Raw genomic sequence first — 14,998 nt, 5'->3', positions numbered from 1 at the left:
TTGCTTTTTGAGGAAAAAATGAGTAAGTGGACAAGAACCTTTACTTTTAAAGGTAAAGAGTTATATTACAATCGGATAAAATTCAATAACCCGACAGAAAGAGCCGTAGAAATTTCCATTGCCTTTGACTTTATTGCTAATCTAAGGAATCCTCAGAAAATTCTTGAAATTGGCAACGTACTCTCCCACTACGAAAACTCATTGAGCGAAAATATTGGGATCAGATCGAGACGAATTGTAGATAAATTTGAAGTCGATCTAGGTGTAGAAAATCAAGATTTGATGAGCTTGCCATCAGCGGAAAAATATGACGCAATAGTATCAATTTCCAGTGTAGAGCACGTAGGGCAAGGAGACGATCCTTCAGGAGGCTATGGGGAACAGATAGAGTACCGCGATCTAGAGGGCCCCCTAAAGGCGATCGCAAAAATTTACGATCTACTGGCTATTGATGGAAAAGCCTTGATTACCGTTCCTTTTGGAAAACTTACAGATGCAGAATGGTATATTCAATTTAGCCAAGAATATTTAGATGTTTTATGGAAAAAATATGGTATTCCGAAAGATGCTATATCCGCCAACTACTTAAAGCTGATAGATAGGGAAACGGTAGATGAAAAGCACTATATGCTTTGGAAAGAAGTAAATGCTTTAGAACTTAGGGATAGTGAATACGGATGGCCTTGGTCACAAGCTAATGCAATTGCCGTCATAGAACTTACCAAAGTCTCCAGCGAATTTAATCTCAACTTAAACCTAGAACCAACCGATTTGTATTACAATATGACTTACGAACAACGGAGAGAGTTTGAAAATTGCAAAGCCCAACTTCATCAGATTCAGAGAGAGTTGGCGCAGTCGCAGTCGCAACTCTATCAAACTCAGGCAGAGTTAGAACAATCCTTGACGGAACTAAATCAAAGTCAGAAAGAGTTAGAAGTAGTTCAAAGTCAAAGTTATCCTATTCAAGGAGAATTGGAACTGGCGCAAGCTCAACTATTTAAAACTCAGGAAGAGTGCGCTCAATTTCAGTCCCAACTATATCAAGCTCAGGAAGAGTTGGAAAAAGTCCATCCCCAACTACATCAAACTAGAAGTGAGTTGGAAATATCCGAGTCAAAACTGTACAAAACTCAGGGAGAGTTGGAATTAACCGAAGCTCAACTATATCAAACTCAGGAAGAGCGCGATCGATTTGAGTCGCAAATGTATCAGGCTCAGGAAGATTGCGAATTAATACAAATTCAACTGCATCAAATTCAGGGAGAATTAGAACTCTTCCAAGCCCAATATCATCAAACTCAGCAAGAATTGGAACTATCCCAATCCGCACACTATCAAACTCAGCAAGAATTGGAATTATCCCAAGCCGAACACCATCAAACTCGGAAAAAATTGGAACAGTCACAGTCTCAACTGCACTCGACTCAGCAAGAATTGGAACTATCCCAAGCCGAACACTATCAAGCTCAGCAAGAATTGGAACAGTCACAGTCGCAACTCCACTCGACTCGGCAAGAATTGGAATTATCCCAAGCCAAACACCATCGAACTCGGAAAGAATTGGAACAGTCGCAGTCGCAACTCCACTCGACTCGGAAAGAATTGGAACAGTCGCAGTCACAACTGCACAAAACTGCGGGGGAATTAGAGAGATGGCGTTTTCAGGAAAATGCCGTCAAAAATCCAGATGAAAATAATTCAGTGCAGTACGGCGTTCTAGTATGGGAAGCCTGGTATGCTTATCGCAACCACGATAGGGCTGGGATGTCTCATTCTCTACAGAAATCTTTGAATTGTACGCCTTTCTCACCGACAGAAACTATTGTGAACTGGTTGGAAAATTTTGGTCGCTTTTCCTTAGAAAAAGGCGAGTATCTCGATACGAACTCCCTGAGCAATTCCCTCGAATGGAAAGAATTGATCAGGCGTGTCCTTGCTGTTAAAACTAGGGTAGGGCGGATCTAGGCTCAGGTGGCGGGAACACTAGGCTTAAGCGAGAGTCTAGTGTTTAAAATAGCCACCGGGAAGCTCAGCGCACACACCCATTCTCCCTGAGAGCATCGTCTGTTTGTAGCTTTGCTCTTAAAACTGTTCAGGAATAGCGTCGCCAAAGTGAAATCGGCTCCGGTTTGGGTGAAAAAAGTCCGTTCATCTTTTTTAACGCAAGTTTGTAGATGCGCCATCGCGAACATCACCTGGTATAGTTACAAAAACGGGGATTCTCCCGTGTTGTAGGGTGGCAAGCCCGTCAGAGTTGGAAATTACACCATTTAGTTCAAAGATGCTGACAAAGAACACAGAAAAATATCTTGATTTTGAAACTTGTAAAGAGGTACTTGCTAATGTCCGAGAGCAGAACCGTAAGATAGTGCTCTGTCATGGGGTGTTTGACCTCCTTCACCCGGGTCATATTGCCCACTTGCAAGAAGCTAAAGCTTTGGGAGAGGTATTGGTAGTTTCAATTACCGCAGCTAATTACGTCAACCGAGGCCCTGGCAGACCAGTTTTTTCCGACGATTTGCGACTTTATTCGATTGCTTCTTTAGCTTGCGTAGACTACGTGCTATTGGCTCCTGTGGCTACAGCTTTAGATGTACTCGATCGAGTTCAGCCAAATTTTTACTGCAAAGGTCACGAATATGCTGACCACAGTCAAGATGTTACTAAAAATATTGACCGGGAAGCCGATCGAGTCAAAGCTTACGGCGGAGAAATTCGCTATACAGGCGAGATTGTTTTTAGCTCAACAAAGCTGCTCAATAACTACACGGATGTGTTGCCACCCCATATCAAAAGCTATGCCATCCAATTAAGCCAGCAATACCCTTTTGAGGCAATTCGCAAGGGCGTTGATGCGATGCAAAAGCTCAAAGTATTAGTGTTGGGGGACGTAATTATTGATGAATTTGTTCACTGTACAGTGCAGGGTTTGACTTCTAAGGGCAGAGTTATTTCGACTCGCTTTTTGAAAAAAGAGCAGCATTTAGGAGGTTCTTTGGCTATTGCTCGCCACATGGCTACTTTTGTAGACTCTGTAACTGTGGCTGGTGTGGTGGGGAATGAGCCAGACATTCACAGCTTGATTTTGAATAATATAAATGGCGGTATTCGGCTAGATTTACAATATGAAAATGGTGCCGCCACCGTCACCAAACGCCGTTACATTGAGCGGCAGGGAATGAGGGATAATTACACCAAGCTGTTTTCTATTAATGAGCTGCAAGAAGAAGGACCGGCGCCCAATCAGCGACAAAATTTGTTAGAGCGTTTGCGAAAAACGATTAGGGATTATGACATGGTAGTGGTTGCAGATTACGGACATGGATTGCTGGATTCTGAACTCATGGAGATGGTTCAAAATGAAGCTTCTTTTTTGGCCTTGAACTGCCAAACGAATAGTGCCAATTACGGCTATAACTTAATTACTAAGTACCGCCGAGCTGATGTTTTTTGCTTGGATGAACAAGAACTACGTTTAGCGTTTTCTAGCCGTTACGGAGACCACAATTATCTGCTTAAAGGCTTGTTCCAACATCTAGATTCTCAGCAAGGATGGCTCACTTTAGGTTCTGCGGGAGCGTTGGGGATCAATGCTAAAGGAGAAGAAGATGTGAGTCCAGCAATGACGTTGGCAGTAAAGGATACAATAGGGGCGGGCGATGCGTTTTTTGCTCTGGCTAGCTTGAGTGCGAAGCTGGAATTACCGATCGCAGTTGGTTCGCTGCTGGGGAATTTGGCTGGGGCAATTTCAGCTAATACTCTTGGGAATGCTGAACCTGTAGAAAAAGCTCGGTTGTTGAAATTTGCTACTACAGTTTTAAAGGTATAGAGATGCCATCTTTTAGCAAGCCGCAAGCAATTTTGTGCGATCGCGATGGCACTCTAATTGAAGATAGCCACTTCCTTAGCCACCCCGACCAAATTGAGTGGATTCCGGGAGTGCTCGAAGCGCTAAAATTCCTGAATACTCAGGACATCTCAGTATTGGTGCTGACTAATCAATCGGGAGTAGCTAGGGGTTATTTCCCAGTGGAGGCAGTGGAGGCAGTTAACGATCGAATGCGACGGGATGCTGAAGTGGCTTCAGGGGCGATCGCCGATTTTTATTACTGTCCCCATCACCCGAAAGGTGAAGTTATCCAGTATAGTTACGTTTGTGAGTGTCGCAAGCCGTCGCCTGGGTTATTTCTCCAAGCGATGGCCGACCACAGTTTAGACCCGACGCGGTGCTGGGCGATCGGGGATAGACTCAGGGATTTAGAGCCTGGTTTGCAGTTAGGGATGAAAGCTTTTCTGGTGAAAACTGGCTATGGAATACAGGAACAGCAACATTTGTCTAAATCTCCGTTTTACGATCAAATAACGGTAATTTCATCAATGGGAGAAATTAGTGGCTTTATCCAAAACACGAAGAATTTTACGCCGTCAAAAATGTTAAATGTAACACCTTTGGTGGGATGATTAATATATTAGACAGGGGTAAAAATAAAGTTTAGGGAAGGCAAGATGCCTACCCCATAACAGTTTTTATAGAGGTCTATTAACCCAAGTCAAAATAATTGAGGAATGTAGGGTGAATCAAATGCAACAAGTTTTAGTCACAGGTGGAGCCGGTTATGTGGGGGCTGTTCTAGTTCCTAAACTACTTCAAGCTGGATATCGAGTTAAGGTTGTGGATTTGTACATTTATGGAGCAGATGTTCTATCCGCAGTCAAAGACCATCCGGGGTTAGAAGAGATTAAGGGAGATATTCGCGATCGCCCACTGCTAGAAAAAATTCTACCCGGATGTGATGCTGTTATCCATCTAGCTTGCATTTCCAACGATCCCAGTTTTGAATTAGATCCCGACCTCGGTAAGTCGATTAACTACGATGCTTTTGTTGACTTAGTAGATGTTGCCAAAGATAGCGGTGTCAAGCGGTTTATATATGCTTCCTCTTCAAGCGTGTACGGCATTAAAGAAACCGAAAATGTTAACGAAGAACTCCCATTGCAACCGTTAACAGATTATTCCAAGTATAAAGCAATGTGCGAGGATGTGTTGCTTGCCAAGCGGGAACCGGGGTTTGTTACCTTAATTCTGCGGCCGGCGACGGTGTGCGGTTACTCACCCAGACTGAGGCTGGATTTAACAGTAAATATCCTCACTAACCACGCTGTCAATAACGGTAAAATCACGGTATTTGGCGGCGAACAAAAACGACCGAACATTCATATCGAGGATATGACAGACCTTTATATCAAGTCGCTAGAGTTGCCAGATGATGCGATCGACGGTAAGATTTTTAACGCGGGTTATGAAAATCATACTGTGATGCAAATTGCTCAAATGGTGCGAAATGTGGTAGGAAAACAAGTAGAGATTGTCAGCACGCCGACAAATGACAACCGCTCTTATCACATTTCATCGGAGAAGATTAAGAGAGAACTGGGGTTTGTGCCACAGCACACAATTGAAGATGCTGTGCAGGATTTGCTGAAGGCGTTTAATGCTAATCTGATTCCTAATCCGATGACGGATAGCCTTTATTACAATATAAAGACGATGCAAGGACTGAGTTTAAAATAAAGAGATGAATATTCCAGAACTTGAAGCCACGGCCCGAAAAATTCGGGGCAAAATTGTAGAACTGTCCCACAAAGCTCGCACTGCCCATTTAGGGTCTTCCCTATCCTGTACCGATCTTTTAGTAGCAGCTTACTGGGGAAGTTTGAAAATCGATCCCAAGGATTCAGACAATCCCGATCGCGATCGCTTGATTTTCAGTAAAGGACACGCTGCGACAACGCTTTACGCTACCCTCGCAGAAGCGGGGTTTTTCCCACCCGAATTACTCGATACCTATGCCGAACCGGGTAGCAAATTACCGGAACACCCTAGCGTAAAATGCGTACCAGGGGTAGAATTAGCTACGGGTTCCCTCGGACATGGGTTGTCCGTAGGCATAGGCATGGCTCTGGCAGGTCGCATTCAGAAACGTTCTTACCGCGTATTTGTGGTGATGAGCGACGGCGAGTGTAATGAAGGTTCAGTCTGGGAAGCTGCGATGTTTGCACCATCTCAAAAACTAGATAATATCGTTGCCATCATTGATTACAATAAGTGGCAAGCTACGGGTCGTAGCAACGAAATAATGGCTCTTCATCCTCTCAAAGAAAAGTGGGAAGCTTTCGGATGGAGTACCTACGAATTGGACGGTCACGACATGAAAGCATTAGTTGATACCTTGCGTAATGTCCCAGATGGTAGTGGTAAACCCATTGCTATTGTTGCTCATACTATTAAAGGAAAAGGGGTTTCCTTTATGGAAGACGATAACAATTGGCACTACCGCGTTCCAAATGCGGAAGAAGTTGAAAAAGCTAAAGTGGAACTTAAACTTGTATGAGAAATGAATTTGCAGCGGAATTAAACGAAATCGCGGCGGAAGATGAGCGGGTGGTGTTGCTATCTGGTGATATTGGCAACCGCTTGTTTGATAAATATAAAGATCGTTTTCCTGATCGCTTTTATAACTGTGGAGTTGCCGAAGCGAACATGATGAGCGTGGCTGCTGGTATGGCAATGTGCGGACTTCGACCCATTACTTACACGATTACGCCGTTTACAACTACTCGCTGTTTTGAACAAATTAGGGTTGATGTTTGTTATCACAATGTTCCAGTGATTATTGTGGGAGTTGGGGCGGGTTTGTCCTATGCCGGGAATGGGGCAACTCATCATTCTTGTGAAGATATTGCTTTACTGCGAATGCTGCCAAACATGACTGTGATCTGTGCGGGTGATGCTTGGGAAGTACGAGCGGCTATGCGAGCTTGTTTGCAACAGAATGGCCCAGCTTATATTCGCATGGGCAAGAAAGGTGAGCCGCTCGTTCATCAGGGGATGCCTGACTTTGAAATTGGCAAAGGAATCGTGATGCGACGGGGAAGTGACGTTTGCTTGCTGAGTACCGGAAATCTGCTACCGAATGTGTTGCAAGCAGCAGACGAACTCAGCAAACAGGGAGTTTCAGCTCAAGTTGTTAGCTTCCACACTGTTAAACCTTTGGATCGAGAATTGCTAGCTCAGGCTTTCTCGCAGTTTTGGGTAGTGGCGACGGTTGAAGAACACAGTATCATGGGCGGACTCGGAGGGGCTGTGGCTGAGTGGTTGAGCGATCGCGACCATCAAAAAGCTCGCCTGTTGCGAATTGGAGTTGCAGACAAGTTCCTGCACGCAGCGGGAGAACAAGAGTATGCCCGCGAGTATTTTGGTCTCACCCCAGAAGCGATCGCAGACAAAACCTTAGAGATGTATCGGGCGATCGCGCCTCAGCAGGTGAAAGCATAAAAAAACAAAGGATAAACAGATATGGACTTCTTGGAAAAAATAGAAACAGACTTAAGTGCTGCTTTCATTCAAAATGGCTATATAGTCCAGCCCTGCGAAAATCTCTCTGCGCTGGATAAAATCCGAAACAAAACGGTAGATTTAGCAACTAATTTTTTGGCAGTGCCATATCCGACTGATGCCGGAGAGTTTTTAGATGAAATTGTTGCTCTAGTACCAGTCAAAAAACTCAACTCTTTTCGGCTTCATATCATATCAGGTTTAATGGCAGAACCTTGGTTTCGGGAAGCATATTTTTCCTGCGCTCGTTCCCTAGTAAAAACCATTGTCGGCAACGAACTGGTGATGCAGCGAAATATCGGTTTAAGCATTCAACTTCCAGGCGACAACAGTTCTTTATTACCCCTGCATTCTGATAGTTGGGGCTCGGAATGTTCCCCTTTTGAAGTAGTATTATGGATTCCATTAGTAGATTGCTATCGGACAAAGAGTATGTTTATTTTGCCGCCTGATGCTGATGCTAAATGGCGGGAAAGAGTACAGGAATTTTCTGGGGCAGGAACAGAAAGTCTTTATCAGGCGATCGAGCCAGAACTTGAATGGTTAGAAGTTCCCTACGGTAAGGTAGTTCTCTTTACTCCTACGATCGTCCACGGCAATCGAATTAACCAAGAATCTACAACGAGATGGTCTATGAATATTCGATTTAAAGGTTTATTTACACCTTACTCTGATAAACGTCTGGGGGAATATTTCGCCCCGATAGCAGTGCGTGCAGCCTCTAAAATAGGGATGAAATTTACAATGCCTGGGGGGTTTGATGAGTGAAGAATTGAGTCAAAAATTAGGGTATCGCGGTTACATTACCAGCCGTCCAGTCCGGGGAATAAGTTATCCACACCGCGTGCAAAACTTGGTGGTTCGCGACTACGCCACACGGCATAATTTAGATTATAAACTCAGTGCTACTGAATACGCTATGCCGGGATGTTATATGATGTTCTACGATGTCTTGACAGAACTGCCACAACTAGAGGGCATCATACTATTTAGCCTGTTTATGTTGCCACAGAAAACCAAGCCCCGATTGGAAATATACGACCGGATTTTAGGTGCTGGATGCGAGTTGCACGCAGCTTTGGAAGAAATGGTACTGCAAGAGAAAAGCGAGATAGAAGATTTTGAGACAATGATACAGGTTGTATTAAATTTACCTAAGGCACCAATGGGGGGTTATTATCACAAGTCAGAAGACCCAAAACTCAACAACTTTTTTCTAGAAGCTATGAGACCGACGATCGATATGAGTGTCAACTACCTACACTGACCTTCGGTGAGCGTGTAGGCTTGCAGGAAACTGTAAGCCTTGTTGACCAGCTTTAGTTTCTAATAGGAACTCCGTTATTTGAGTCATGACACCCGCTTAATGCGTGCCAGTTTTAGGCTCTGTCGTCTGAAGTTAAACAGGCTATAGGAAAAACCAGTGCTTCAGGCTTAAAAAGCTCTTATAACATTAGCGAGGCAAACTTAACCAGTAATGAGAGGCAGCAGTAATGCGCGTTTTCGTATTAGACAAAAACTTGAAACCACTTGACCCATGCCATCAGGCACGGGCAAGAGAACTATTAGACAAAGGAAGAGCTAAGGTATTTAGACGCTATCCATTCACTATCGTGTTGCAGGATAGGGTTTTTGAAGCTTCAGTTACTCATAGTCACCGAATCAAGATCGATCCTGGCAGCAAGGTTACGGGTATTGCTGTGGTTCAAGAAGAGACGGGGCGAGTTACTAACGCATTAGAAGTCTCACACAGAGGACAGCAGATTAAAAACTCTCTTGAATCTCGTAGGTCATTAAGAAGAGGCAGACGTAACCGTAAAACTCGTTACCGTAAGCCTCGTTTCTTAAACAGAACCCGTAGAACTGGATGGCTGCCACCTTCCCTTGAGAGTCGAATTGCCAACATCGAAACGTGGGTTAGGAGAATTAGAAAAGTCTGCCCAGTTACCGCAGTTTCTCAAGAATTAGTACGTTTTGACCTGCAACAAATACAAAACCCCGAAATTAGTGGAGTTGAGTACCAAAGAGGTGAACTATTCGGCTTTGAAGTGAAAGAGTATTTACTTCAAAAATGGAATAGAAGATGTGCTTATTGCGGTGTTGAAAATGTCCCATTCGAGATTGAACACATCCTTGCTCGGAGCAAGGGAGGTTCTAACAGAGTCAACAACCTATGTCTTAGTTGCCATTCCTGCAACCAAGCCAAGGGAAACAAACCTGTCGAGGAGTTTTTGAAAAAGAAGCCAGAAGTTCTCAAGCGAGTAATGGCTCAAGCGAAAGCACCCCTCAAAGATGCCGCTGCTGTTAACGCTACTCGTTGGGAGTTGTACAGAAGGCTTCAATCTACGGGTTTGCCACCAGAAGTAGGTTCTGGTGGTCGAACAAAGTTTAATCGCAAGACTAGAGGGATTGAGAAGCGGCATTGGACAGATGCAGCAAATGTTGGTGCGTCTACTCCAGAACGACTTCTGCTTAATGGGGTTAAACCCTTGATTGTCAAAGCCAAAGGACATGGCATTCGACAGCGTTGCGGCACTGACAAATTTGGTTTCCCAATTCGTCATGCTCCAGCTCAAAAGTTTTTTATGGGATTCCAAACTGGGGATTTGGTAAACGCCCATGTCCTTACTGGGAAGTATGCAGGAAACTACACGGGTCGAATTGCCATTCGATTCAAGCCAAGTTTCAAGTTAACAACAGGAGGTAAAAGCTTTGACGTACATCCCAAGTATTTAAGAACCATTCATAAGGCTGACGGTTATGAATATACATTCTGACTCAAAGGATTCGCTGTCGCTCAATTTATTGATTGGCGGCAATTCCCCGGACGCTAAATCATTGGCGGTACTCGCGGATCTCGATATATCCGCCTCGATTATAGCGTCCGCCCCCTTGCCGCGTTCTAGGTGGAGTGAGCAATGCTAATTGGAGTTGATTTTGACAACACAATTGTTTGTTATGACGGCTTGTTCCACCGAGTGGCGGTCGAACAAAGATTAATTCCCCCAGAAATTCCCGCTAGTAAAGGTCAAGTGCGGGATTATTTGCGCCAGTGTGGGAAGGAAGATGCTTGGACCCAAATGCAGGGTTACGTTTACGGCGATCGCATGAAAGAAGCTGACCCGTTTCCGGGCGTACTGGAATTTTTTACCCGTTGCGTTCGGGATGGAGTCAATGTCTGCATTGTCAGCCACAAGACGCGCTACCCTTATCTGGGCCCCAAATACGATTTGCACGAAGCTGCACAGGGATGGTTGAAAAGTCAAGGGTTTTACGACCCGGATCGCATTAATTTGTCCCCAGACCAAGTGTACTTTGAACTTACTAAGCAGGAAAAGCTGGAACGCATTGCCAAGAAGCAATGTACCCATTTTATCGATGACTTGCCCGAATTTTTGGGAGAGTCGGGGTTTCCGGCCGGAGTCGAACGCATCCTCTTTGACCCCCAAAATCACCATCTCACCGGACATCCCTTTCGTTACGCTTCCTCTTGGTCGGAAATCGAGGCTTTAATTTTATGCTGACTGAAGTTGTTTCCCTGAGTTTAGACGAGCTTCAGCAAGCGGCCGTTGATTTGATGGCGGTGGCGGGGTTGGGTGGCGAGGTGGAACTTCATCCTCTGACAGGTGGCGGGAATAACCGAGTTTTCCGCGTGGATGCAAAGGGTTCAAGTTTTTTGCTGAAGGCTTATTTTCAACATCCAGGCGATCGCAGAGACCGCTTGGGTACGGAATTTGCGTTTTCGCAGTTTGCTTGGGATAATGGGGTGCGAACCTTGCCTCAACCGTTGGCGTGCGATCGCCAAAAAGGTTTAGGTTTATATGAGTTTGTCCGCGGACGGCGACTAGAACCGCAGGAAGTTACTGCTGAAACGGTTGAGCAAGCACTTAATTTCTATCGGGAAATAAACTGTTATAAGCAACTGACTGAGGCTCAAAATCTACCCAAGGCATCGGAAGCTTGTTTTACCCTTGAGGAACATCTGCAATGCGTGGAACGTCGTCTTGTCAGGTTGCAAACAGTCGAAGAGTCTTGTGAGAGCGATCGCTCTGCTGTAGACTTTATTCACAACCAATTGTTTGAAGCTTGGAAAGCAATCCAAGCATGGGTTGTGCAACAAGCGAGTCAGTGGAGTCTAAAGTTAGAAGCAGAAATCCCATCTTTAGATCGGTGTTTGTCTCCATCGGATTTTGGATTTCACAACGCTATTTTGAGTGAGTCTGGGCAATTACGCTTTCTCGACTTTGAGTATGCAGGATGGGACGATCCGGGTAAAATGGTTTCAGACTTTTTTTGCCAACCGGCGGTTCCTGTCTCTTTAAATTACTATTCCAAGTTTGTGGAAGCGGTGGTTTCTGAGTTGTCAGAACCCGAACAACACCGACAGCGGATGGCGATTTTATTGCCTGTTTATCGAGTCAAGTGGTGTTGTATTCTGCTTAATGACTTTTTGCCAGTCGGTAGCCAAAGGCGAAGTTTTGCTGGGCAAGTTGCCGATCGGGAAGTACACAAAGCTGTACAATTGCAAAAGGCGCGTCGCGCTCTCCAATACCTGAAAGAAAACAGGGAATTTTAAATGGCTTATATTGATTTCCTCTCAGCAGTTCACAAAAAAACTCAGCGCGATTATTTGGGGCGCGTGAATGAATTCCCGAAGGCTGAGGCGGCTAAGCTTGCTAAAAAATTTGATTATGATTATTGGGACGGCGATCGCAAAGTTGGCTATGGTGGTTATAAATATGATGGTCGCTGGCGGGCTGTTGCAGATGCGATCGCTCAACACTATAATTTAAAACCGGGCGCTCGGATTCTTGATGTGGGTTGCGGCAAGGCGTTTTTACTCTACGACTTCACGCAAGCTGTACCGGGAATCGAAGTTTGCGGTATAGATATTTCAGAATACGGGATTGCTCACGCTAAGGAAGAAGTGCGCCCGTTTTTGAAAGCGTGCAGCGCGACAGAACTTCCGTTTGCAGACAACAGCTTTGATTTAGTGATTTCTATAAATACTTTACACAATTTGTATTGTTTTGAGCTAGACAGAGCTCTGCGGGAAATAGAGCGGGTCAGCAAGGGGAACAAATATATTGTGGTAGAGTCCTATAGGAACGAGGAAGAAAAAGCTAACCTACTATATTGGCAGCTTACGTGCGAAAGTTTCTATACCCCCCAAGAGTGGGATTGGTGGTTTAAGCATTGTGGCTATAGTGGCGATCACTCTTTTATCTACTTTGAGTAGGCTTGACAATTACACAGTTAAACGGCAAATATAGCAGATTAGAGGTAAGTAGGTACGAGCTTCTGTAGGGACACGGCTTGTAGGGACACTCCAAGAGTCCAAGGAGTGTCAACTTAACGTTAAACCCAGTCATAGACGGCGGTTTGACTATTAAGCCTAGATCCCCCCTAGCCAAGGGCGGGCACGGGGGCACCGCCCCTACGAAGGGGGGAACCGGAAATGGATCAAAGTCAACCCCTACTCCCCTTCTTAAGGGGGATTTAGGGGGATCTAGACTCGGCGGTGAACTAGATTTCTCAAGGCTTTCAGTCTTAAGTTGACATGAAGAAGGGCTCTTGGAGTGTCCCTACGGCACTCGCGAGCGGGGTGTATTTCATAAACCTGGAATCTGCTCCTGTATATCATAAAAAGATCGGGGGACGACATGAATCAACGTAAAATAGCAGTGCTTGGTAGCAATTCGTTTTCGGGAAGCGATTTCGTTGACTTACTTCTGGAAGACGACAAAAACGAAGTTATAGGTATAAGTCGTTCTCCAGAGAAAGGGTCACTTTTTCTCCCCTATCTGCGTCATCCAAACCCTCGGTTTCAGTTTCATCAACTGGATTTTAACCGAGATATGGCAAAGATTTTGCAGGCGATTGACGATTTTTCACCGGAATATATTGTCAATTTTGCTGCTCAAAGTGAGGTGGCTCCTAGTTGGACAAATCCTGACCACTGGTTCCAAACGAATACAGTAGCATTGGCTCAACTAATTAATCACTTGAAAGACAAAAAATACTTGGGTCGCTATGTTCACATTTCTTCTCCAGAAGTGTATGGAACTTGTGAAGGGAATGTGCTAGAATCTGCGCCGATGAATCCTTCGACACCCTACGCCGCCTCTAAAGCTGCTGCGGATTTACTTTTATCCACTTACTATAAAAATTTTCAGTTTCCTTTGGTGACAGTTCGTGCTACCAATGTGTATGGAGCTTACCAGCAGCTCTTCAAAATTATTCCGCGATCGGCAATTTACCTGAAGCTGGGTAAAACGATTCAGTTGCACGGCGGCGGGCACGCGGTGAAGTCTTATATCCATATTCGCGATGTTTCTAGGGGAGAATTAGCGGTGATGGAAAAAGGGCAGGTGGGAGAAATTTATCATTTGTCGCCCGATAGGGGGTATGCTGTGCGGGAAGTAGTGCAAACTATTTGCGAAGCGATGAACCGCTCGTTTGCTGAGTCAACGGAGACTGTTGCCGAACGATTAGGACAGGATGCTGCCTATGTGATAGATTCAACCAAGGCTCGTACTGAACTCGGATGGAAGTCAGAAATTTCTTTAAAGGATGGAGTTGCGGGTGTGATAAAATGGGTGGACGAATTTTGGGATGAGATTGAGAAGCAGTCTTTAGAATATATTCATAAACCTTAGTATCAAATCAGGGTATGATTAACAACGGTTGAGGAAAGCCGGAGACAAGCAATGACTGTAAGCTATTTTGACGCGGCAAACAAACTAAAGCAGGAAGGGAGATTGGAAGAGGCGATCGCTTCTTATCGCTCTGCTATTGAGGAAAACCCCAATTTTTATTGGTCTTACCCTAATTTGGGAGATGTTTTGCTTAAGGTTTCCCGGTGGGAAGAAGCAGTCAATGCTTACAGTCGGGCGATCGAACTGAACTCTAGTTCGGCTTGGATTTATTACAATCAAGGGGAAGCTTTAACTAAGTTGGGGCGGTTGGATGAGGCGATTGTTTGTTATCAAAGGGCGTTCGAGTTAAGTCCTGAGGAGTTTGAGATTCATTATGGTTTGGCAGAGGCGCTGCGGCTGAGAAATGAGCGAGATTTGGTTCAGGCAATAGCTATGTATAAGCGATTAATAGAGCTAAATCCTGAGTCAGTGGAAGCTTATAAAAATTTGCTGAAGATTCAACCGGAGAATTGGCAACTCTGGTGGCAGTTAGGTCGCTGGTATGCTCAAAAAGAAGAGCAGCAGTTACGAGCTATAGAAGCGTACCAAAAAGCCTTAGAAATCAATCCAGATAGTTTACCAATCTGCCAAGATTGGTTGGCAATAGATTCGGAAAATTGGGAAGTTTGGCTGAAATTAGGAAATCTTCACGTTCAAAGGGGCGAAACTGAGTTAGCGAAAATCGCTTACGACCGAGCCATAGCAATTAACCCTAGCATCGCGGTGTCAGCCTATGAAAAGTTGATAGAACTTCAACCGGAGGATTGGCAGCTCTGGTGGCAGTTAGGTCGCTATTGTACTCAAAAAGAAGAGCAGCAGTTACAAGCTATAGAAGCGTACCAAAAAGCCTTAGAAATCAATCCAGATAGTTTACCAATCTGCCAAGATTGGTTGGCAATAG

14 protein-coding genes are annotated in these 14,998 nt (G+C 44.7%); all 14 read left to right on the top strand.

Annotated elements, in window-relative coordinates; all coding sequences use genetic code 11:
- The first annotated feature begins 18 nt into the window (after positions 1–18).
- Positions 19–1,968, top strand: coding sequence for a hypothetical protein (locus tag QUB12_RS16770; protein WP_333142668.1), 1,950 nt, complete (start codon positions 19–21; stop codon positions 1,966–1,968).
- Positions 1,969–2,284: 316 nt separating this feature from the next.
- Positions 2,285–3,832, top strand: coding sequence for a PfkB family carbohydrate kinase (locus QUB12_RS16765; protein WP_333142669.1), 1,548 nt, complete (start codon positions 2,285–2,287; stop codon positions 3,830–3,832).
- A 2-nt stretch (positions 3,833–3,834) separates the two neighbouring features.
- A complete protein-coding gene (locus QUB12_RS16760; RefSeq protein WP_333142670.1) occupies positions 3,835–4,464 on the top strand; it encodes an HAD family hydrolase in 630 nt (209 codons plus the stop codon).
- 121 nt (positions 4,465–4,585) lie between these two features.
- Complete coding sequence (locus QUB12_RS16755) at positions 4,586–5,575, top strand: SDR family oxidoreductase (protein WP_333307746.1); 990 nt, start codon at positions 4,586–4,588, stop codon at positions 5,573–5,575.
- Between the two features lie 4 nt (positions 5,576–5,579).
- Complete coding sequence (locus tag QUB12_RS16750) at positions 5,580–6,395, top strand: transketolase (RefSeq protein WP_333307728.1); 816 nt, start codon at positions 5,580–5,582, stop codon at positions 6,393–6,395.
- Positions 6,392–7,339, top strand: coding sequence for a transketolase C-terminal domain-containing protein (locus QUB12_RS16745; RefSeq protein WP_333307726.1), 948 nt, complete (start codon positions 6,392–6,394; stop codon positions 7,337–7,339). The genes QUB12_RS16750 and QUB12_RS16745 overlap by 4 nt, the downstream gene beginning before the upstream one ends.
- 21 nt (positions 7,340–7,360) lie before the next feature.
- Positions 7,361–8,167 carry a sporadic carbohydrate cluster 2OG-Fe(II) oxygenase gene (locus tag QUB12_RS16740; protein ID WP_333307724.1) on the top strand — a complete coding sequence of 269 codons (807 nt, stop codon included), beginning with the start codon at positions 7,361–7,363 and terminating at the stop codon, positions 8,165–8,167.
- Entirely contained in the window at positions 8,160–8,666 is a 507-nt protein-coding gene (locus QUB12_RS16735; protein ID WP_333307721.1) for an LIC12192 family sporadic carbohydrate cluster protein, read from the top strand. Before QUB12_RS16740 ends, QUB12_RS16735 begins: the two co-directional genes overlap by 8 nt.
- A gap of 226 nt (positions 8,667–8,892) precedes the next feature.
- Entirely contained in the window at positions 8,893–10,176 is a 1,284-nt protein-coding gene (gene iscB, locus QUB12_RS16730) for an RNA-guided endonuclease IscB (RefSeq protein WP_333307719.1), read from the top strand.
- A gap of 141 nt (positions 10,177–10,317) precedes the next feature.
- A complete protein-coding gene (locus QUB12_RS16725; protein ID WP_333307717.1) occupies positions 10,318–10,923 on the top strand; it encodes a hypothetical protein in 606 nt (201 codons plus the stop codon).
- A complete protein-coding gene (locus QUB12_RS16720; protein ID WP_333307715.1) occupies positions 10,917–11,975 on the top strand; it encodes a phosphotransferase in 1,059 nt (352 codons plus the stop codon). Before QUB12_RS16725 ends, QUB12_RS16720 begins: the two co-directional genes overlap by 7 nt.
- Positions 11,976–12,638: a class I SAM-dependent methyltransferase gene (locus QUB12_RS16715; protein WP_333307713.1), complete on the top strand. Its 663-nt coding sequence runs from the start codon at positions 11,976–11,978 to the stop codon at positions 12,636–12,638.
- Positions 12,639–13,062: 424 nt separating this feature from the next.
- Entirely contained in the window at positions 13,063–14,058 is a 996-nt protein-coding gene (locus tag QUB12_RS16710; RefSeq protein WP_333307712.1) for a GDP-mannose 4,6-dehydratase, read from the top strand.
- Positions 14,059–14,109: 51 nt separating this feature from the next.
- Positions 14,110–14,998 (top strand): tetratricopeptide repeat protein (locus QUB12_RS16705; protein ID WP_333307710.1); only part of this gene is annotated, 889 nt, incomplete at its 3' end.

Source organism: Microcoleus sp. B7-D4, from assembly GCF_036705125.1.
Taxonomy (GTDB): domain Bacteria; phylum Cyanobacteriota; class Cyanobacteriia; order Cyanobacteriales; family Microcoleaceae; genus Microcoleus.
This window is presented reverse-complemented; position numbering and strand designations above follow the sequence as displayed.